Origin of the sequence: Bradyrhizobium sp. AUGA SZCCT0177 (assembly GCF_018130125.1) — a bacterium.
Classification (GTDB): Bacteria; Pseudomonadota; Alphaproteobacteria; order Rhizobiales; family Xanthobacteraceae; genus Bradyrhizobium.
This window is the reverse complement of the sequence record NZ_JAFCMA010000024.1, coordinates 1-19,384: the sequence shown is the minus strand read 5'-3', so window position 1 is coordinate 19,384 and position 19,384 is coordinate 1. Positions and strand designations below refer to the sequence as shown.

General features: G+C 61.0%; 19 protein-coding genes and 1 tRNA gene. 12 read left to right on the top strand and 8 right to left on the bottom strand.

Annotation, left to right across the window (positions count from 1 at the left end; translation table 11 throughout):
• Window positions 1-28 precede the first annotated feature (28 nt).
• Window positions 29-1,033: a helix-turn-helix transcriptional regulator gene (locus JQ597_RS25530; RefSeq protein WP_212267871.1), complete on the bottom strand. Its 1,005-nt coding sequence runs from the start codon at window positions 1,031-1,033 to the stop codon at window positions 29-31.
• Window positions 1,034-1,201: 168 nt separating this feature from the next.
• Between JQ597_RS25530 and JQ597_RS25525 the strand changes: the two genes are divergently transcribed.
• Window positions 1,202-1,537, top strand: a complete 336-nt coding sequence (locus JQ597_RS25525; protein ID WP_212267869.1) for a DUF1127 domain-containing protein — start codon at window positions 1,202-1,204, stop codon at window positions 1,535-1,537.
• A 183-nt stretch (window positions 1,538-1,720) separates the two neighbouring features.
• The gene (locus JQ597_RS25520; RefSeq protein ID WP_212267867.1) at window positions 1,721-2,479 is read left to right on the top strand and encodes an SDR family oxidoreductase; all 759 of its coding nucleotides are present in this window, start codon (window positions 1,721-1,723) and stop codon (window positions 2,477-2,479) included.
• A 110-nt stretch (window positions 2,480-2,589) separates the two neighbouring features.
• Here the strand turns inward: JQ597_RS25520 and JQ597_RS25515 are convergent, their stop codons facing one another.
• A complete protein-coding gene (locus JQ597_RS25515) occupies window positions 2,590-2,943 on the bottom strand; it encodes a DUF2200 domain-containing protein (RefSeq protein ID WP_212267866.1) in 354 nt (117 codons plus the stop codon).
• 234 nt (window positions 2,944-3,177) lie between these two features.
• Here JQ597_RS25515 and JQ597_RS25510 point away from each other — a divergent pair, with 234 nt between their 5' ends.
• On the top strand, window positions 3,178-3,567 hold the full coding sequence (locus tag JQ597_RS25510; RefSeq protein WP_212267864.1) for a hypothetical protein: 390 nt from the start codon (window positions 3,178-3,180) through the stop codon (window positions 3,565-3,567).
• Between the two features lie 303 nt (window positions 3,568-3,870).
• Here the strand turns inward: JQ597_RS25510 and JQ597_RS25505 are convergent, their stop codons facing one another.
• Entirely contained in the window at window positions 3,871-4,287 is a 417-nt protein-coding gene (locus JQ597_RS25505; RefSeq protein WP_212267862.1) for a hypothetical protein, read from the bottom strand.
• A gap of 254 nt (window positions 4,288-4,541) precedes the next feature.
• Complete coding sequence (locus tag JQ597_RS25500; RefSeq protein WP_212267860.1) at window positions 4,542-5,918, bottom strand: RNA/DNA-binding domain-containing protein; 1,377 nt, start codon at window positions 5,916-5,918, stop codon at window positions 4,542-4,544.
• Window positions 5,919-6,168: 250 nt separating this feature from the next.
• Between JQ597_RS25500 and JQ597_RS25495 the strand changes: the two genes are divergently transcribed.
• Entirely contained in the window at window positions 6,169-6,711 is a 543-nt protein-coding gene (locus JQ597_RS25495; protein ID WP_212267858.1) for a recombinase family protein, read from the top strand.
• Window positions 6,712-7,431: 720 nt separating this feature from the next.
• Here JQ597_RS25495 and JQ597_RS25490 read toward each other — a convergent pair.
• The 4 genes from JQ597_RS25490 to JQ597_RS25475 form a co-directional block, all read right to left on the bottom strand.
• On the bottom strand, window positions 7,432-8,415 hold the full coding sequence (locus JQ597_RS25490; RefSeq protein WP_212267856.1) for a ParB N-terminal domain-containing protein: 984 nt from the start codon (window positions 8,413-8,415) through the stop codon (window positions 7,432-7,434).
• A 1-nt stretch (window position 8,416) separates the two neighbouring features.
• Window positions 8,417-10,180: a site-specific integrase gene (locus JQ597_RS25485; protein ID WP_212267854.1), complete on the bottom strand. Its 1,764-nt coding sequence runs from the start codon at window positions 10,178-10,180 to the stop codon at window positions 8,417-8,419.
• A gap of 101 nt (window positions 10,181-10,281) precedes the next feature.
• Window positions 10,282-10,358 (bottom strand) — tRNA-Arg (locus JQ597_RS25480).
• A 188-nt stretch (window positions 10,359-10,546) separates the two neighbouring features.
• Entirely contained in the window at window positions 10,547-12,025 is a 1,479-nt protein-coding gene (locus JQ597_RS25475) for an ATP-binding protein (RefSeq protein ID WP_312011062.1), read from the bottom strand.
• A 438-nt stretch (window positions 12,026-12,463) separates the two neighbouring features.
• Between JQ597_RS25475 and rpmH the strand changes: the two genes are divergently transcribed.
• The 8 genes from rpmH (at window position 12,464) to JQ597_RS25435 (ending at window position 19,196) form a co-directional block, all read left to right on the top strand.
• On the top strand, window positions 12,464-12,598 hold the full coding sequence (gene rpmH, locus JQ597_RS25470; protein ID WP_006609582.1) for a 50S ribosomal protein L34: 135 nt from the start codon (window positions 12,464-12,466) through the stop codon (window positions 12,596-12,598).
• A gap of 25 nt (window positions 12,599-12,623) precedes the next feature.
• Window positions 12,624-13,064 (top strand): ribonuclease P protein component, encoded by a 441-nt coding sequence (rnpA, locus tag JQ597_RS25465; RefSeq protein WP_212267852.1) that lies wholly within the window; start codon window positions 12,624-12,626, stop codon window positions 13,062-13,064.
• Between the two features lie 15 nt (window positions 13,065-13,079).
• A complete protein-coding gene (yidC, locus tag JQ597_RS25460; RefSeq protein WP_212267850.1) occupies window positions 13,080-14,960 on the top strand; it encodes a membrane protein insertase YidC in 1,881 nt (626 codons plus the stop codon).
• A gap of 148 nt (window positions 14,961-15,108) precedes the next feature.
• Window positions 15,109-15,759, top strand: coding sequence for a ribosome biogenesis GTP-binding protein YihA/YsxC (gene yihA, locus JQ597_RS25455; RefSeq protein WP_212209327.1), 651 nt, complete (start codon window positions 15,109-15,111; stop codon window positions 15,757-15,759).
• Window positions 15,759-16,130, top strand: coding sequence for a DUF423 domain-containing protein (locus JQ597_RS25450; RefSeq protein ID WP_212267848.1), 372 nt, complete (start codon window positions 15,759-15,761; stop codon window positions 16,128-16,130). The genes yihA and JQ597_RS25450 overlap by 1 nt, the downstream gene beginning before the upstream one ends.
• A gap of 240 nt (window positions 16,131-16,370) precedes the next feature.
• Window positions 16,371-17,267 carry an acetylglutamate kinase gene (argB, locus tag JQ597_RS25445; RefSeq protein ID WP_192739163.1) on the top strand — a complete coding sequence of 299 codons (897 nt, stop codon included), beginning with the start codon at window positions 16,371-16,373 and terminating at the stop codon, window positions 17,265-17,267.
• A 77-nt stretch (window positions 17,268-17,344) separates the two neighbouring features.
• The gene (locus JQ597_RS25440; protein WP_212268037.1) at window positions 17,345-18,331 is read left to right on the top strand and encodes a DUF1036 domain-containing protein; all 987 of its coding nucleotides are present in this window, start codon (window positions 17,345-17,347) and stop codon (window positions 18,329-18,331) included.
• Between the two features lie 172 nt (window positions 18,332-18,503).
• The gene (locus JQ597_RS25435) at window positions 18,504-19,196 is read left to right on the top strand and encodes a pyrimidine 5'-nucleotidase (protein WP_249148193.1); all 693 of its coding nucleotides are present in this window, start codon (window positions 18,504-18,506) and stop codon (window positions 19,194-19,196) included.
• Window positions 19,197-19,384: the final 188 nt, after the last annotated feature.

The following is a 19,384-nucleotide window of genomic DNA, read 5'->3' as shown; positions in this document are numbered from 1 at the left end:
CGGTGGTCCGTCGGGCGCGGTGCGGCCTTCAGCGCTTGCGCTGTCGCGGACGGCGCTCCGCCAGCTGCATGGGCGCGTAGAGGCGGACCAGATCCTGCACCGTCTTGGCGAGCCGCTCGCGCAGTTCGGGGGGGGCGACGACCTCGGCGTCGGCGCCGAGCGCGATCAGACCGGACGCGGCCCGCTCGACCGACTCGATCGGGATCGTAATGCGGATCCAGCCGTCGGCATCCATCGGCGTTGCCGTCGCGGCGGCCGCCTGAGCGACGAGTGAGCCGAGGACTTCGAGCTTGGCGAGGCCACGCGCCGTCACGCGCAGCGTGGCGTTGGAATGGTAGACGCTGGTTTCGAACGCGCGCGATGAGGTGACCCAGAAGCGCGACAAGTCGAAATCCTTCCGCCGTTCGAACGACTCCTCGGTCACTGTAAGATCGATGAAGTTGGAGACGCGATAGGTGCGCGGCTGATCGCCGACCTGCGCGACGAGATACCAGATGCCCGCCTTGAGCACGAGGCCGAGCGGCTGCAGCCGGCGCTCGACCGCGCCCTCGGCGCGCCGGTAGTGCACGTCGATGCACTTCTCGTTCCACACCGCGTTGGCGATCGCCGGCAGCAGCCTGGCGTCACCGGCACTTCGAAACCAGCCAACGGGATCGAGGTGGAACCGTGCGGCGACACGGCCTGCATTCGCACGCGCCCGTTCGGGCAATGCCGCGCTCAATTTCAGTTGGGCCGCCGTGAGCACGTCGGCGAGCCCGAGTTGCGCAGCGGGTCCCGGCAGGCCCGCGAGCGACAACGTCTCGGCCTCGGCGGGCGAAAGGCCCGTGAGCTTGGTGCGGTAGCCGTCGAGCAACTGAAATCCGCCGCTCGGGCCGCGATCCGCATAGATCGGAACGTCTGCGGCGCTGAGCTGATCGACGTCGCGATAGATGGTGCGAACCGAAACCTCGAACTCGCTCGCCAGCTCTTCGGCCGTCATCCGGCCGCGGGCTTGCAGAAGCAACAGGATCGACAACAGCCGGCTCGCGCGCATTTCCGCAGCCTAGCAGAAAATACCTGACACATCCTGTCAGGTATGGCGGCGCATAATCAGAACAGCAATCGCCGACACCGTCACGGGTCGGCAAAATACGACATAACACACTGAAATTACTACGATATTTCTTTCGAATGGCCGCAACACAGAGAAGAGGAGACGATCATGTCGACATTGGTGTCAGAACGCCGTCAGCCGATCATCGCGCCCAAACTTCTGGACCGGATACCGGCGCAACGCTCGACCCCGCGGACACCGGCCACGCACGAGCCGGCAGCCGCTGTCCCTGCTCACGCGGTGGTGACGCCGCGCGCGACCTGGAGCCTGATCCTGGACCTGATCGTCGCGACGCTGCGCGAGTGGCGCCACCGCCGCGTGGCGCGCCGCGAACTCGCCAGCCTCGACGAGCGGATGCTCCGCGACGTCGGCCTCGATCCCGGCACTGTCTACTACGAGGCAAGCCAGTCGTTCTGGCGGACCCCTCGCGATTGGCGAAACTGAGAGGCGTAACCTTTGCTCATCCGTGATGGGCTGGCTTCATCGGCAGGTTGGCACGATCCATTTCTCTTGCGATGTCTCTCTTGCGATGTCGCCGACACCAGTTGTTTGAGGTCGGGAAACGGGTGGCTGCGCTGCGTACGCAACTGTTAGAGCGCCCTGACACAACCTTCTGGAGCGCTCGTTATGGAACTGAAAAACAAGTCGATCATCGTCACTGGCGCAAGCAGTGGGATAGGCGCAGCGGCGGCGTTGCTGTTCGCAGCCGAGGGCGCCAATGTGGTCCTTGGCGCGCGCCGATCGGCGGAGCTGGAAACGCTTGCCGGGCAAATCAATCAAGGCAATGGCAAGGCTGTATTCCTTTCGGGCGATGTAAGGGATGAAAACTACGCCAATGCTCTCGTCGATCTCGCCATAAGGGAGTTCGGTGGGTTGGATGGCGCATTCAACAATGCCGGCATCGTGGGAGAGATGGGGCCGGTCGCCGATATGGGAATCGCCAATTGGAACGATGTCATGTTGGTCAATCTGACAAGCGCGTTCCTGGCCGCGAAGGCGCAGATACCGGTCATGAAGAAGCGAGGGCAAGGTTCGATTGTCTTCACGTCTTCCTTTGTGGGCTTCAGCAACGGGGGAATGCCGGGAATGGGGGCCTATGCGGCGTCCAAAGCCGGGTTGATCGGCCTGGTGCGGTCATTGGCATCCGACCACGCCGCAGATGGCGTCCGGGTCAATTCACTGTTGCCGGGCGGCACGATTACGCCAAGCGGCGGAGAGGGAAATCCTGCCGCTTTGGATTTCATCGCAAATCTGCATCCAATGAAGCGCATGGCGAATGCAAAGGAGGTGGCGCAGGCGGCTCTTTTCCTGCTTTCCGACCGCTCGAGCTTCATGACGGGAAGCCCGATGATCGTGGATGGCGGCATCTCCGTTCGACTGACATAGGCCACACGTCGTCCGAATGGCTAGGACGGCCGAGACGCAGATTTCGGCCCGCCCCACGACAACGAATTGCTGCCGTCATCGTCTGAAGCGGCCGCTCGCGAGCAAATCGATTACGGCTTCCGCAAAATCTTCTCCATCGCTTTCCCCTTTGCGAGTTCATCGATGAGTTTGTCCAGGTAGCGGATTTCACGCATCGTTGGTTCGGCAATTTCCTCGACGCGGACGCCGCAGACCGTGCCTGTGATCAAGGTTCGTGAAGGGTTCAGCCGAGGGGCCTTTGCAAAGAAGGTTTCAAAGTCCGTTTGCTTTTCCAGTTGCGCTTTCAGCTCTGCACCACCATAGCCGGTCAACCACGCTATGATCTGGTCGATCTCCGCTTTTGTACGTCCTTTTTTCTCTGCTTTGGCAATGTACAGCGGATAGACGCTTGCAAAGCTCGTTGTATAGATCCGGTGTTTCGCCATGTTGCCATTTCCGCCTGCCGAGTCGGCGCGCTCTCCTATGAGATTAGGTGCACTGTCACCATAATCCCATCGCCAATTCCTCCAGCGATTCGGAATTCCTGAATGATATGGCGAAGATTCCACTTGGTTGAGCGCTAACGCGTCAATATTCTGGGGAGAAGGTTCCGAACGACATGGCCGGGGCGGCGCGTCCGCCTGGCGAGTTCATGATCTCAACTGCCTCAGCACGGTACCATGAGCCTTTCAGCCGACGCTCTGTACAAAATGTCCGACGTGGAATTGCTGGCCGCCTATGTCGAAAGCCGGCGACAATTCGTCGAAAAGAAATTCACGCGCGATACACACCGGGCGCGGCTGGAGTGGATCAAGGCCAAAATGTTCACCGGCAGCTCGGGCGGGGTCACCGAGCGCAACATGGCTATCGACGTCTCGGAGGAAATTGCGCGCAAGGGTCAGGAATTGCGCGAGATGACGCGCGACCTCGACCTGCTCAAGGTCGAGGTCGACATCATCGCGATCGTCATTCGATCCCGCGGCGCGTCGGCGCCGGCGGGCGTGCAAGGCGAAGACCTGGGTGGAGGCGATCATGCCGAGCGCGAAGGCCGTTCGGGCTCGTCCGACTGACGGTGAGCACGCGACGGCAACTTGCAGTTCGGCCCGCTTCATGTCGGGAAAAATAAGCTGTCACTGAAACGGCAAATGGCGCGCCCGAAGAGAGGCGATGCGCAACACCACAAATCCCTGTATTTACTGAGGAAAATCTTGTCCTGCCACGCCGAGTGATACCACCGAATGATACCCTTGCCAAGTTGCGGTACTTACCGCGAAAGACGGTTCTCTAGCCAACCAACACTCGGCTTATTGAAGATTTGCGTCCACTAAAGGACACAGCGTCAAAGATGCTGGGATGTTGACAGGAAGTCGCGTTTATTCCCTCTTCAATGGCAAGGCATCAATGCCAACAAGGGCGGGAAGATATAAGTTAGCCGCGACCCAATAATGAGTGCCTGCTACGCCATGGTCCGCATCATCGTCGATCTCAAGCATCACCGAGTTAAGTCCCGCAGCTGCTCTTTCCGGGTTGAGTAGGATAGTGGCGCGTAGTTCCTCTTGTTCGAGCGGATTGGGAGGGGGAAAGCCGAGCGCTTCACGCGCAGCATCACAGCCATGCTCAATCAATATCTCCGCGACCGTTCGCGCGGCCTGGACTGCACTATCGCGTACCTTATTTTCTTCGGCTTGCTTGTAAGGATTTGCATCCTCGTACTGTTTGTCGATGTAGGAAGCTGTTGCGCGAGCCAACTCGTCCAAGGCGTCTTTCAATTCTGCATCGTGGTCTGCCATGAGTAACCGGGCTTCCGTGAGGGCCCTGAGTACGGATGACGGCTTGGCCGACAAATAGAGTTCCATGCGACGAGGTGCCCTGTGTGACAATCGGGATGTGCTCGTACACGCGCAAAGCCCTAGCGACAAGACCCGTATAGCTGTCAGTCGGTTGTATCTTCGATTTCCCGGCGTACGTCGTCTAATCGCTTTCCGCCATACCCGGGGATGTGGGGCGGGGCGCAGAGATTATGGAAGCTATCTCTGTACGACCACTACGTACTGGTCTTCTTCCTCCACGCCGATGCGCGTCCCCTTTGGCCCGGCACCTGCTCAATCAGCCCTCGTTTCCGGAGCGCGACGAAAACGTCCTTCATTTGCACGTCCCGCCTCAAACCCGTGATGCCTCGCCCGACTTCGTTTGTTATAGTTGGATTGGCCTCCAGGTACTCCATGACCATCGAAGCAGGTGAGGAAAGAGGCTCATGGCGAATAAAAACAATGATTGCGTTGTCCGCCTCGTTGATTTCGGGCTCTTTTAAACGAATACGACGCATAGCCGCGAAGGCCGTATTTAGTCCCTCGCCTACATCCTTATTCGGCGGATTGGGGAACTTATTGATCAACCGAACGAGTTTTGGATTGCGAGCGAATTGCTCGGTCAGGACGTTGGCAACTGTTACGTGGCCGGGAAATCTTCCGGGGCTTTCTACTTCAATACGATCATCGTAGATGCGTATTTGAACGTCTGTTTGGTGGCTGTAATCGCGGTGGAGCACCGCATTTGTGATGATTTCGTGTAGGGTCTCGTCAGGATAACTGACTTCCTCCAGACCCGCTTCGCCCATACGCTTGATGCCTTGAACGATTTCTTTAGTAGTGGAGACGGCTTTGACGATCAGGTCGTAAATCGGTCCCTCAATAGTCAGCGGGTCGAAAGAGAGAGTTTCGCGGTCAACACCTTCTTCTTTTGTTGCGTAGCGAAAAACTTTGATTGCGCTCCGCTTCGGTAGCGCTGCCTGCGGTTCATCGGCGAACAGCAACACGCCTGCGACAGTCGGCTTGTCGTTCACCAGGAGAAATTGAGATTTCAGCCAAGCCTCGGGCTCCGCGCTTGGGACTTGAGAGAGTACGAACTCAAGTGTAGTTACGGAGTTTGTCACCGTATCGTGGGGCACGTTGATCGTGTCGTCCTCGAAAGTGGACAGGCCCTTGTCCAGTTCGAGGCGTTTCAGAGCCTCAGCACCATTGACTGACAGGTTCTGTGCGCCGCGTCGAACGTAGGCAACACCTTGCGTCGATTTGATGATTTCGCGCGTCTTGAGGATCGCTATGTGAAGCACAACACCCTGCTTATCGCGCGCAGTCAGGAATTGCGCGGAATAGAGGTTGCCCAAAGTGGAGAGGCTTTCTAGGACCTGAACAAGACCGTTCGCCGCTTCTACGTTCTCAAAGCCACTCCATGACCTAGTGCCGTCGCCGTTTTCTGCAACGCCTACGAATAGCTCGCCACCAGCGGTATTGGCCAAAGCAGAGATTGATTGCGAGAGCTTCGCTGGCGCAATCTCTTTCGCCTTGGCATCGCGAAAATGGTTTTCGTCATAGCCAAGGATAATGTTGGCCTCTTCGGTCGTGATAAGGCGTGTTTCCATGAGGGGGTCATTGCATTTGGGTATGAGACAACCTGGAGACGCAGGTTAGAAGATCAAGGTTGAACCTCAACCACTCATCTGCCGTACCGTAGTTTCTCCCCCGGTTTGTTCCATAATTGCCGTATCAGATGGGTTTACCCCCGTGAGACGCTGCGGTGAGACGAAAATAATGTCTCAATAGGGTTGACTTTATCGTTCTGAGACGGCATCGTCTCATGGTCTAGAGCCAAATGAGACAGGAGCGTCTGAGATGACCGTCATCGGCTATGCCCGAGTGAGCACGACCGACCAGAACCTTGAAGTGCAGGAGAGCGCCTTGCACGCAGCAGGCTGCGACCTGATCCGCTCAGAGAAGCGCAGCGGCACAACTACCGCAGGACGTGAGGAGCTTCGCACCGTCCTGGACTTCCTCCGCAACGGTGACGTGCTCATGGTCACGCGCATCGACCGGCTCGCGCGGAGTATTGGGGACCTTCAAGATATCGTTCGCACCGTGAGGTCTCGCGGCGCGTCTCTCAAGGCTACGGAACAGCCGATAGATACCAGCACGGCGGCAGGCAAATGCTTCCTCGACATGCTCGGCGTGTTCGCGGAGTTCGAGACCAACCTACGGAAGGAACGCCAGCTTGAAGGGATAGCCGATGCGAAGGCACGAGGCGTCTACAAGGGCCGTAAGGCGTCCATCGACCCTGCGAAGGTCAAGGCGATGAAGGCCGATGGCATGGGGCCTTCTGCAATCGCCAAGGCGCTCAAGATCGGTCGCGCTTCCGTCTATCGCGCTCTTGAAGACTGAGGGAGTTCGCAAGATGCTTGTGCAGGTCGCAACGCTGTCTCTGATCCTGTCCGTTCTGCTCGGCTCCAATACGGGCTTCGTCATCTCGCTGGTTGGTCTGTTCGCTGTCGTGCTCGGCACCTGAAGCCATTGCTGCCCGGTCGCGTAATGTCTGTGGGCGTTGGGTGGATTTCCGTGGCTCATCTCTACCCGACGCTGCGGCGCACGTGGCGCTTGCCCGACCTGCGACCTGCCACCGCCCGCGAAGGCGCGAGGAGCCAAGGGACTTTAGGGTCCCTCCGGCCGCTTTGAACTCGAAACCTTCGCCTGAAATCGAATTCAAATCATCGACTGAAATCTGGCGTTGTTGTTAGACCGAACGGCGTTGCGAATGCCCCCGGGGCTGGGGCCCCTCAAGGGGTCCTCTGGAGCGGCTTAGGGCGGGTCCCTCTGGAGCGGCTTGGGGCTGGTCCTGAATAGCCGCGCGTGTGTGAGGGCCGTGTAACCGGTCACTCTCTAAAGCCCTCCCGAGCCATCACACGCCCTTTGGGCCCCCTCCTAATCACAGGTCAGCCCCACTACTTGAACGGCTGTCCCATACCCACAACATCAATGCGGTGAGCGCTTACCTATTGGACTATAAAGAGAAAACGCCAACGAAAACCCCGCGACCGGGATCATCTGTGGCCTAATCAGGGCATGCGCAGGTGGTACAAAATGTATCGCCTATGAGTGTACCACTTAGAGCCTGAAGCTCTCGGCGCGCTCCTCAAGAGCCTCCTGAAGCGCCCCCTCGATCTGCCGCGCCAACTCGCCGTGTCCGCTCGCCTGAAGCTGTCCTGCGACGATGGTGAGAGCGGTGGCAATGTCCGGCTCAATCACGTAAGGAGCTTCATCGCCCTCCCAAGCCGCAGCACCATCCTCCCGCCACTGATCTGCCAACGCTTGCGGCATGGCCGCACTGACCAGAGCTATGGCACGCGCGGTTATCTCGGGGCGCTTGGTGAAGTTGCTGACGTTCTTCAACTGATCAGCCAACTCTGTCGCGGCCTTGCTCGCGTGAGCCTTGTAGTCGAACTCCTCATATGACTTCCAATCGTGCTTTCGCGCATCTCGCCAGCGCACTTCGGAGGGGTCCTCGCCCTTGGCCCTCAGCGCCTCCTTTGCGAGCTTCATGTTCTGCACTGTACCGTATGCGACCCTGAAGCGCTTCACCAAGTCCCTACGGCTCAGGTCGCCCTCAAGATATCGCCGCCAAGCCGCCTCGCTCTTCGCCTCCAGCGACATGGGCAGTTTGTCTTTGTAGTTGCGAGAGAACGCCTCATCCCGCGCGTCACGCAGCGAGCCTTGATAGACCTCCACGGGGATCGGCTTGTTCCACTTCGCTGTGTGGTACGCCTCCATGCGGTGGTGCCCGTCCACGAGATAGAAGAACTGCCCCACCGCTGTGACCAGAACCGGATCAAGCGGCTTCCGCACCTTGCCGGTGCCAATGGCCCTCGTAAGCGTCCTGACATGCTCCTCGCTTCGCGTCATGTCCTCTTCAGGTGGTCGCCATTGGAATACCTTGTCCGCAACGATGATGGCGGACCGAGGCAGCGCCTTGGGATGCTCTTCGCGCCTCTCCTCGGTGCTCTCGATCCTCTTCAGGTCCTCATAGGTGACTTCGGAATGAAGACGCAGAACCGCTGCGCGCTTGCCTGATTTAAATTCGTGTTTAGTCATCTCACTCCGCATCGGTCTTGTGTTGGCTCTCAATCCACTTGAGGGCTGTCAAGTCCAGCCCTGAATACGTGACCCGCTCGATAGCTGCTACCATGCGGGGCAATGTGAAGCGCCTGACCATGGCATCAGCGCCCTTCGCTCCATAGCTGCGGCCTACGCTCTGATTGCTGTGGCCCGTTAAGGCATCCCCAAGGTCCTCTGGCACCTCAGCGGCTCGCAGGGCGTCCTTGAAGCTATGCCGGAACGAATGAAACACCTTGTTGGTATCAGTCACATTACAAGTGTCCCGCAGGTATCTCCCGAACCATTTCGAGTAGGCTGCGGAACCTCGGGGCGCTTCGGGAGAAGTTCCGATGAACAACCAAGCGTCATCGCCCTGAGTGCGGCGAATACTCTCGACGTAACCCAAGAAGCCCATACGCTGAAGCTCTGGGTGTATCGGTATCGCGCGCGCCGCGTTGTCGCTCTTGAGGCTCTTGCCCCGTTTGCTATCCCTCCTGAACTTGATCAGAGGTGACGCGCCCTCAAGAGCAGTCACATCATCAACCGAAAGCTGTCCAAGCTCGGCAAGACGTGCGCCCGTGAACAGCGCCAACAGTGGGAGCCAAAATGCGGCTTCATCTCTGCCACCCTGAGGCCGATCACCCTTGAGGAATACGGGACTGCCGAAGATCATAGAAAGATCAGCGCTCGTGAACGGCTCACGCTCGCTGTCTTCCTCATCCAGTCGCATCTTGGCGAATGGATCAGCCCAACGAACATCGTCGTGGATGAAGCCACCCTTCTCCCAAGCCCACACGGCTATGGCCTGCACGCCGCTGAGGTTCTTGTTGATCGTCGCAGCAGTTATCTTTGGGACTTCCGGATGGTTCCGGCCATACAGGGCGATTTGGGGGAGGGGTGCCTTCAACAAGTTGCCGGACCGCCTCCGAGGAACCTCCTGCATCGCCTCCACGAACTGACGCACATGGGCGCGTGTGATTGTCGCTACCGGCAAATCGCCGTGAAGCTGAATGAACAGAGCCACCGCCCGCTCGAACTCATCTGCCGTCCTTCCTGCTGCGTTCTTGGCTTTCTTCCAGCCCTCGTAGGCGGCACTTAGCAGTCCGCCACTTGGCGTCCGCGAAGCCGTGGGTGGAAGGCTTGGCGTTTCGACCGGCTCACCCCTGCTCCGCCCACGTAACGCGCGGTAGGCTCGTACATGCTCTCTGAGGACGGCAAGGGACAGCTTCCTATAATCATCGCTGCGTTCATCCAGTCGCAGTTGGAAAATGTCTAGAAGCTCCTCCACCTCTTCCTTGATGTACTCAAGCTCAGTTGCCGCAAGCGCACCCTCCGCATTGTCGGCTATCTCCATGATAGCCAAATCGTGCTCTGACCGAGCGTCCATCCCGAAGCGCTCAAGTGTCTCTTGGTCTTCAGGCGTGAACGGTTGCAGGCCCGCTCGCCGCTGTCGATCATCTTCAGCCAGCACAGCCGCGAAGTGATAGTCCGCCATGCTCCTCACTTCGGCTTCGGTAAGTCCTGTGCGAACGGGGTGTTCAACAAGCAGAGCCGCGGCCTGAGCGAGGACCCGGTTGAACTTCATCATGACGGGAGCCGCGAGGACTTTCGCCTGCTTCGCGTCCTTGGTCGCCAGCGACTTCTTGAGCCATGAGACGCGCTCTTTAGCGGCGCCCATCACCCTTGCAGTAGCGCCTTCGAGAGCCTTCGGCACCTTCCGGCGCACATGGAATACGCCGTGTTCGTTCTTGATCAGACCCATTCCTACACGCATCGTTGATCCCACCGCTTGATACCAGTGCGGCAGGACGAAGCTATTGAGCTATCGAGTTAATCCCAGAAAATAAGGGGTTCTGAAGCTGATGGCGCGCCCGAAGAGATTCGAACTCCTGACCCCCAGATTCGTAGTCTGGTGCTCTATCCAGCTGAGCTACGGGCGCGTTTTTCGCTAGGGCCATCGTGGGCTAGTCGCCCCGATGCATCCGAATGGTGTCGGAAACGTCGCGAAAGAGCGCTTTAGCTACCCGCTCCGCGTCCGATTGGCAAGCTCCGGAACGCGGGTTTTGGCAAACGATTTGGCCGGGGCAAACCGGCCAGATCGGTCACAAAACGCAGCAAATAGCGTGATTTACGCCCGCGCCCGCTCGTTGCGGACGCTTTGCAGTTCCACCGGGCGGTCCGGAATCGAGATACGGAAGGTGGCGCCGATGGTGCCTTCGACCAGATGGATATCGCCGCCATGGGCGCGAACCAGTTCGGCGGCGATGGCGAGGCCAAGCCCGCTGCCGCCGGGCCGGCCGGAGGTCTGGAAAGCCTCGAACAAATGCTCGCGCGCCCGCGCCGGCACGCCGGGGCCGGTATCGGAAACCTCGATGATCGCGACCGCGCCTTCGCGGCGGCCGGTGATGCGAATCTGCAGCGCCGCCGCATCGCCCTTCGGGCGGCTTTCGAGCGCCTGCGCGGCGTTGCGCACCAAATTGAGCAGCACGCGAAACATCTGATCGGGATCGGCGTCCACAGTGAGCCCGCGCTCGATCGCGCTGACCCAGGCGATCGAGGCATCGGCGGCAAGGCCTGCGGATTCGCGCACTTCGGCCACCACGGGCTCGACCAGCATCATGCGGCGGTCGGGGGCGGCTTCCTGCACGCGGCCGTAAGAGAGGGTCGACTGACAGAAGTCGATGGCGCGCTCCAGCGAGCGCATCAGTTTTGGCGCAAAGCGCTGCACCCGCGGATCGGGCACGCTGGCGAGCTGGTCGGACAATAATTGCGACGATGCCAGCAGATTGCGCAAATCATGGTTGATCTTGGAGACCGCAAGGCCGAGTGCGGCGAGCCGGCTCTTTTGATGCAGCATCGACACCAGGTCGCGCTGCATGTCGGACAATTCGCGCTCCACGACCCCGATCTCGTCGCCGCGCTGGCTCGGCACGATGATGCGCGCCGAACTTTCCGGGTTTTCATGGAAACCGACCAGGTTCGCGGTCAGCCGCCGCATCGGCCGCACGAACAGATGATGCATGGCGAAATAGACCAGCGCCGCCGTCAGCATGGCGATAGCCAATGAGACCAGGAGCGTGTTGCGCGAGAAGCGGTACATCGCCTGCCGCAGCGGCGCCTCGTCGACGACGACCTCGATGAATTGCCCGCCGCCGGGCGCAGGTCCCACCACGCGGATCACATGATTGTCGGTTGCCAGCATGGTTTCGATGGAATCGACGATGGCGGACCATACCGTGATGGTCCGCATATCGATGTCGTGGTCGATCGCCGTCGGCAAATCGGCGCTCGCGAGCAGACGGCGCTGCTGCCCCATCTTGATGGCGACCGCGCGGGCGCCGACGCTCTTCAAGATCTGCCGCGCCAGCGATTCCGGGACCATGCCCGAGGGTGCGGCGTCCAGCACCAGCGCCGCGGTGCTCGCCGCGGCAATGCGGTCGTTCAGGCGGTTGATGCGGAAATTCGCGATCGCTGGCACATAGATCATCAGGCCGGCGATCATGACGAGGGGAATGGTGAGCAGCAGCAGCTTGCCGGACAGGCCGAGCCGGCGCGGCGGCGTTGGCCGCGGCGCTTCGATGGTCGGCTGGTCGTCGGTCGCTGACACGAAATATCCGCCTTGATAACCTTGTTTTACGCACAGGATCGGAGCTTAAGACCGGCTTCACTGCCGCCGCCCGCACGCTGATTTGCGAGGATGCGTTCCGGCCACGGACCGGTCAAATTACCGATCGCTAATGTCGGCCGGTTCCGATGTCAGGGGCGAGTTGCCGTCCCGTCCCTAAAAACCCCGCGAAAACAATAATATTCGCCCCAATTGTGCCATTTCAAAGAAGCCCGATTGCGGCTCCGCGCAACATTGACGAAAACAGGTCGCTCCCGTATAAGCCGCGCAATTGTCCGCTATGGCCCGGTCTGACCGGGGGCGGCTCATTTGGGGCCGTCGATGGCCCGTCTTGGGCCGGCCAGCATTACCGGACTTACCATCAATTCAGCGGCAGTTTGCAATTCAGCGGCAGCTTGCCAGGTTAGCGGAGAACTACCCGTGAAGCGGACTTATCAACCCAGCAAACTGGTGCGCAAGCGCCGTCACGGCTTCCGCGCCCGTCTCGCCACGACCGGCGGCCGCAAGGTTCTCGCTGCGCGCCGTGCGCGTGGCCGCAAGCGTCTGAGCGCCTGAGCCGGACGTCTCCGGAGACCTTATTATGGATCGGCTAAGGCAGCGGGCGGACTTCCTCGCCGTTGCCAATGGCGCGCGAGCCAACAGCGCCGCCTTCGTGGTGCAGGGACGCTGCCGCGACGATGATGGCCCGATCCGGATCGGTTTTACCGTTACCAAAAAGAACGGTACCGCTACCGAGCGTAATCGTATCCGGCGCAGGCTTCGCGAACTGGTGAAGCGGCTGGACGTCATACCGATGCGACCGCACCATGATTATGTGCTAGTCGGGCGGCGCGCGGCGCTGCATCGCGACTTTACGACCATGCTCGACGACCTTCGCCAGGCGCTGCTTCGTCTCGACCGGCAGCCGGCAAAAGTGGCCAAAGCGCTTCCGAACGAAGCCGCTACCGGTTCGCGTCAAGACAACGCGTCCAAAGACACCAAAATAAAGACGACGGCGCGAGCCGGAACCCGAGTTGAATGACGAGACCTTGAAACGATGACCGACAATCGCAACACCATCCTCGCCGTCATTCTGTCCGGCCTCGTGCTGATCGCGTGGCAATATTTCTACAACGCGCCGCAGATGGAAAAGCAGCGCCTGCAGTCGCAGACCCAGGCCGAGCTCGCAAAATCCTCGCCGCAGACAGCGCCGGGCTCTACCACCACCGCGCCGACGCCAGGTTCGGCCCCGTCCGCCACCACGCCCGCCCAGCCGGGCGCGGCTGCGCCGGTCGTCAGCCGCGACGCCGCGATTGCCGCAACCCCCCGCGTCAAGATCGACACGCCGCGGGTGACGGGCAGCATCGCGCTGAAGGGCGCCCGCATCGACGATCTCGCGTTGGTGCAATACCGCGACACCGTCGACCCCAAATCGCCTGCGATCGTGCTGTTCTCTCCGTCGAACACCGCTCATCCCTATTATGCCGAGTTCGGCTGGGTCGCGGCCGCAGGCTCGACGGCGCGGCTTCCCGACCGCGAGACGGTATGGCAGCAGGAAGGCTCCGGCGCGCTTTCGCCGACCCACCCGGTGACGCTGAAATACGACAATGGCGAAGGCCTTACCTTCCGCCGCACCATTTCGATCGACGACCGCTATCTGTTCAGCGTCAAGGACGACGTCACCAATGTCGGCACCGCGCCGGTCACGCTCTATCCGTTCGCCCTCATCTCTCGTCACGGCACGCCTGAGGTCTCGGGCTACTACATCCTGCATGAAGGCCTGATCGGCTATCTCGGCGACAAGGGCCTGCAGGAACACGGCTACAAAGCCGTCGCCGAGGCGCCGGTTCTGGGCAGTGGCGGCCGAGGCTTCGAGTTCAATGTCACCAATGGCTGGCTCGGCATCACCGACAAGTACTGGGCTGCGGCGCTGTTGCCTGACACGTCGGCGCGCCTGAAGGCCCGCTTCCTCGCCGAACCGGGCGCCAAGGTCCGTTATCAGACCGACTATTTGCAGGATCCGCAGACCGTCGCGATCGGCGGCACCGGCAGCACCAATGCGCGGCTGTTCGCCGGCGCCAAGGAAGCCAACGTCGTCGGCATCAACTTTCCCTTCGCCGGCCACGGCGGCTACAACAAGCAGCTCGAGCTGAACCATTTCGACCTGTTGATCGACTGGGGCTGGTTCTACTTCATCACCAAGCCGATGTTCCTGGCGCTGGATTACTTCTTCCACCTGGTCGGCAATTTCGGCGTCTCGATCCTGCTGGTGACGGTGCTGGTGAAGCTGCTGTTCTTCCCGCTCGCCAACAAATCCTATGCCTCGATGGCCAAGATGAAATCGGTGCAGCCGCAACTGGCCGCACTGAAGGAGCGCTATCCCGACGACCGCCAGAAGCAGCAACAGGAGATGATGGAGATCTACAAGAAGGAGAAGATCAACCCGATCGCCGGTTGTCTTCCCGTCCTGTTGCAGATCCCGGTATTCTTCTCGCTCTACAAGGTGCTGTTCGTCACCATCGAAATGCGCCACGCGCCGTTCTACGGCTGGATCAAGGACCTTTCGGCGCCCGATCCGACCACGATCTTCAACCTGTTCGGGCTCATCCCGTTCGATCCCATGGTGCTCGGGCCGCATGTCGGCCCGTACCTGATGCTCGGCGTCTGGCCGATCATCATGGGCATCACGATGTGGTTCCAGATGAAGCTCAACCCGACGCCGCCGGATCCGACCCAGAAGATGATCTTCGACTGGATGCCGCTGATCTTCACCTTCATGCTGGCCGGCTTCCCGGCAGGTCTCGTGATCTACTGGGCCTGGAACAACCTGCTGTCGGTGCTGCAGCAGAGCTTCATCATGCGCAAGAACGGCGTCAAGGTGGAGTTGTTCGACAATCTCAAGGCGACGTTCGCCAAGAAGGCCGATTCAAAAACCTGACGACCGGCATCTGGTTGTTGGACGCGAATATTCCCAACTCGTCATGCCCGGCCTTGTGCCGGGCATCCACGTCTTTGGGACCCGCGAAAAGAGAAGGCGTGGATGGCCGGGACAAGCCCGGCCATGACGAAGAACAGGAAACCTTCGCATGACCGCGGAAACCGATGCGAAGCTGATCGAAGAGGGGCGAAAACTTTTCGCCGGCGAATGGCAGTTCGTCTGGGCCTCGCCGTCGATCGAAACGCTGCCGCCGATGGCCAGCGTGGAGGTGGCGTTTGCCGGCCGTTCCAATGTCGGCAAATCGAGCCTCATCAACGCGCTGACCGGCCGCAACGCGCTGGCGCGCACCTCGCACACGCCCGGACGCACCCAGGAACTGATCTTCTTCGAAGGCCCTGAGAACGCCGGGCTGCGCCTGGTCGACATGCCCGGCTATGGCTACGCCTCGGCGCCGAAGGCCAAGGTCGCGTCCTGGACCAAGCTGATCCATCAATTCCTGCAGGGCCGCGCCACGCTGGCGCGGGTCTATGTGCTGATCGATGCCCGCCACGGCATCAAGGACGTCGACCAGGACGTGCTGAAGACGCTGGATAAATCCGCCGTGAGCTATCAGGTGGTGCTGACTAAGGCCGATCAGGTCAAGCGCACAGAGCTCGAAAAGCACATCGAAGAAACGACGGCCGCGCTGGCCAAACACCCCGCCGCGTTTCCGGACGTGCTGGTAACCTCCTCGCGCGATGGCAGCGGCATGCCGGAATTGCGCGCGGCGATGGTGCGCCTGCTCGGTGAGCGCAGCTGATGTCACGCGCCTGTCGTATCCTGATCGTGCTGGCCGCCATCATGGGCGCCGATGGCGTGATACTGGCGGCGGCCTCCGCGCATCAGGCCGACGCGTCGCGGCTGGCGTCGGCGTCATCGATGCTGCTGTTCCATGCCACCGCCGTTCTCGCTGCGGTGGCGTTGGCCGAACGTGGCCTCATCCACCCCCGCATCGGCATCGTGGCCGCCTTCGGCTTCGTCATCGCCGCCGGCCTGTTCGCCGGCGACCTGACGCTGCGGCAATATGCCGGACACGGCCTGTTTCCGATGGCAGCGCCAACCGGCGGGACGCTACTGATTCTGAGCTGGCTGGCGGTGGCTGTGGCTGCGGCGTGGCCAAGGCGCGGATGAGACGACTCTTCCTTTTCCTCGTGTGGGAGAAGGTGGGCGTGGACACAGTCCGCGCCGGATGAGAGGTCTGCATCCACGGAGACAGACCCCTCACCCGTCGCCTCACTTCGTGAGGCGCCACCCTCTCCCACAAGGGGGGAGGAAAAAAACGGCAGCGGCGGCAAGAAATCCCCACTTTGCGCCCTGCCCGCCAATCAGCTAGAACCCGGCCCGACATCTGGAAATGACGAGAGCCGCTTCATGACCGACTCGCAACATATCAGCCCGCTCGATCAGGCTCGCATCCTGTCCGAGGCGCTGCCGCACATGCAGCAATATGACGAGGAAACCATCGTCATTAAATATGGCGGCCATGCCATGGGCGCCGAGGATCTCGCCAAGGCTTTCGCCCGCGACATCGTGCTCCTGGAGCAGACCGCGATCAATCCGGTGGTCGTGCATGGCGGCGGGCCGCAGATCGCGACCATGTTGAAGCGGCTCGGCATCCAGTCCGAATTCGCCGCGGGCCTCCGCATCACCGACGCGGCGACCATCGAAATCGTCGAGATGGTGCTGGCCGGTTCGGTCAACAAGCAACTGGTCGGCTACATCAACGAAGCCGGCGGCAAGGCCGTCGGCCTCAGCGGCAAGGACGGCAACATGGTGAAGGCGTCGAAGACGACGCGCACCATGGTCGATCCGGATTCCAACATCGAAAAGGCTGTCGATCTCGGCTTCGTCGGCGACCCCGACAAGGTTGACCTGACCTTGCTGAACCAGCTGATCGGCTATGAGCTGATCCCGGTGCTGGCGCCGCTGGCGACCTCGCATGACGGGCAGACGCTAAACGTGAACGCCGACACCTTTGCCGGCGCAGTGGCCGGCGCGCTGAAGGCAAAACGCCTGCTGCTGCTGACCGACGTTCCCGGCGTGCTCGACAAGTCCAAAAAGCTGATTCCGGAACTGTCGGTGAAGGACGCACGCAAGCTGATCGCCGACGGCACGATTTCCGGCGGCATGATCCCCAAGGTCGAGACCTGCATCTATGCGCTCGAACAGGGCGTGCAGGGCGTCGTCATCATCGACGGCAAGACACAGCACGCCGTGCTGCTCGAATTGTTCACCAATCAAGGCACCGGCACGCTGATCCACAAGTGACAAGCGCGATCTCCCCGCCCGCGAAGTTCACGCGCCGCTTCCGCGCCAGAATGCGGCGGTATGGGAGGCGCACGGTCCTGGCGCTGCCGGCCGCCGCGATCTCGCTGTTCGTCTCGTCGCTGCCGGCGCTGGCCGATCTGAAGCTCTGCAATCGCATGAGCTATGTGGTCGAGGCTGCGATCGGCATCGACGACAAATCGGCGACCGCCACCCGGGGCTGGTTTCGCATCGATCCCGCCGCCTGCCGCGTGGTGCTGCAGGGCAAGCTGACCGCGGATCGCATCCTCCTCAATGCGCGCGCGCTCGGCGTCTATGGCGCCTCGCCGATCCCGCAGGGCGGCAACGACACGCTGTGCATCGCACCGGAGAACTTCATCATCGCCGCGGCGCGCCAGTGCCGGACCGGACAGACCCCGGCGCCGTTCACCCAGGTCACGCCGACGCAGACTGACGACGGCAATCTGGTCGCCTATCTCGCCGAGGGCAGCGAGTATGACGACGAACAGGCGCGCCTTGCCGGCATCCAGCGGCTGCTGGTGATCGCGGGCTATGACGCCGCCCCGATCGACGGCGTCGATGGCCCGAAGACGCAGGCAGCGCTGAGCGCGTTCCTGAAGAATCGCGGGCTTAGCCCCGACATCGTGCAGTCGCCGAACTTCTTCACCGCCATGATCGACGCGGTGCAGTCGCCGTCGGCGACGGGGCTCACCTGGTGCAACGACACCCCGCACAAGATCATGGCCGCGGTCGCCACCGACGACGGCAAGGCCGTGACCAGCCGCGGCTGGTATCGGATCGATCCCGGCAAATGCCTGCATCCCGACGTGACCGGCCAGCCGAAGCAGGTGTTCAGTTTCGCCGAGGCCGTCGACGGCGAGAACCGCACGGTCAAGCTGAAGGACAAGCCGCTGAACTGGGGCGGCACCAAGGAGCTCTGCACCCGCGAGAGCAAATTCGAGATCAACGAACAGGGCGATTGCGGCAGCCGCGGCCTCAGCCCGATCGGCTTTACTGCCGTCGATATGTCGGGTGGCGGCAGGACGCTAAGGTTTGCGATGCCATGATGGGAACACCCTCTATCGTCGTCCCGGCGAACGCCGGGACCCATAGCCGCCATCGAACTGAGTGTTGGTTGATGACGGCGCCAGAAGAAAAGGCAATTCACACTGTGCTCAACAAAAACCTGCACGGCGTATGGGTCCCTGCGTTCGCCGGGACGACGGTGGAGAGCGAATCATGAACTCACCCCGCGCATTCACCCACATCGACACCTGGGTGTTCGACCTCGACAACACGCTGTACCCGCATCACGTCAATCTGTGGCAGCAGGTCGATGCCCGCATCGGCGAGTTCATCAGCACCTACCTGAAGATCTCGGCGGAAGAAGCGCGGGTGCTGCAGAAGGATTATTACCGCCGCTATGGCACCAGCATGCGCGGCATGATGACCGAGCACGGCGTGCACGCCGACGATTACCTGGCTTACGTGCACAAGATCGATCATTCGCCGCTGGAGCCGAATCCCGCGATGGGAGCTGCGATCGCCAGGCTGCCGGGGCGCAAGCTGATCCTGACCAACGGCTCGACCGACCATGCCGGCGCCGTGCTGGAGCGGCTCGGCCTGGCTGCGCATTTCGAGGCGGTGTTCGACATCATCGCCGCCGAACTGGAGCCGAAGCCGGCGCCGCAGACCTACCAGAAATTCCTCAGCCTGCACGGCGTCGATCCGCAAAAATCCGCAATGTTCGAGGATCTCGCCCGCAACCTCGTGGTGCCGCACGAGCTCGGCATGACGACGGTGCTGGTGGTGCCTGACGGCGCCAAGGAAGTGGTCCGCGAGGACTGGGAACTGGAAGGCCGCGACGCCGCCTATGTCGATCATGTCACGGATGATTTGACGGGGTTTTTGCAGGGGTTGTCACGGGACTAGGGCAAGGTGTGTCCCCACGTCGTCGCGGCGAACGCCGGGACCCATACCCCGCGGCGGATATTATGCGGCGCTGCGGGTAGATACCTTCTTCAAATCATAGCTCCCTGTGGTTATGGGTCGTAAGTCTCGGTGCCTCGATTAAGATGGGGCGATCGAGGCGGGCGTTGCGGGGTTTATGGGAGGTCGTT

Bases quoted from the DNA above. Each gene is read 5' to 3' on its own strand.
- JQ597_RS25485 (WP_212267854.1), bottom strand. From the start codon at position 10,180: ATGGGTCTGATCAAGAACGAACACGGCGTATTCCATGTGCGCCGGAAG.
- yidC (WP_212267850.1), top strand. From the start codon at position 13,080: ATGACCGACAATCGCAACACCATCCTCGCCGTCATTCTGTCCGGCCTC.
- yihA (WP_212209327.1), top strand. From the start codon at position 15,109: ATGACCGCGGAAACCGATGCGAAGCTGATCGAAGAGGGGCGAAAACTT.
- JQ597_RS25490 (WP_212267856.1), bottom strand. From the start codon at position 8,415: ATGACTAAACACGAATTTAAATCAGGCAAGCGCGCAGCGGTTCTGCGT.
- JQ597_RS25500 (WP_212267860.1), bottom strand. From the start codon at position 5,918: ATGGAAACACGCCTTATCACGACCGAAGAGGCCAACATTATCCTTGGC.
- JQ597_RS25520 (WP_212267867.1), top strand. From the start codon at position 1,721: ATGGAACTGAAAAACAAGTCGATCATCGTCACTGGCGCAAGCAGTGGG.
- JQ597_RS25530 (WP_212267871.1), bottom strand. From the start codon at position 1,033: ATGCGCGCGAGCCGGCTGTTGTCGATCCTGTTGCTTCTGCAAGCCCGC.
- argB (WP_192739163.1), top strand. From the start codon at position 16,371: ATGACCGACTCGCAACATATCAGCCCGCTCGATCAGGCTCGCATCCTG.
- JQ597_RS25505 (WP_212267862.1), bottom strand. From the start codon at position 4,287: ATGGCAGACCACGATGCAGAATTGAAAGACGCCTTGGACGAGTTGGCT.
- rnpA (WP_212267852.1), top strand. From the start codon at position 12,624: ATGGATCGGCTAAGGCAGCGGGCGGACTTCCTCGCCGTTGCCAATGGC.
- JQ597_RS25435 (WP_249148193.1), top strand. From the start codon at position 18,504: ATGAACTCACCCCGCGCATTCACCCACATCGACACCTGGGTGTTCGAC.
- JQ597_RS25495 (WP_212267858.1), top strand. From the start codon at position 6,169: ATGACCGTCATCGGCTATGCCCGAGTGAGCACGACCGACCAGAACCTT.
- JQ597_RS25525 (WP_212267869.1), top strand. From the start codon at position 1,202: ATGTCGACATTGGTGTCAGAACGCCGTCAGCCGATCATCGCGCCCAAA.
- JQ597_RS25515 (WP_212267866.1), bottom strand. From the start codon at position 2,943: ATGGCGAAACACCGGATCTATACAACGAGCTTTGCAAGCGTCTATCCG.
- JQ597_RS25510 (WP_212267864.1), top strand. From the start codon at position 3,178: ATGAGCCTTTCAGCCGACGCTCTGTACAAAATGTCCGACGTGGAATTG.
- JQ597_RS25450 (WP_212267848.1), top strand. From the start codon at position 15,759: ATGTCACGCGCCTGTCGTATCCTGATCGTGCTGGCCGCCATCATGGGC.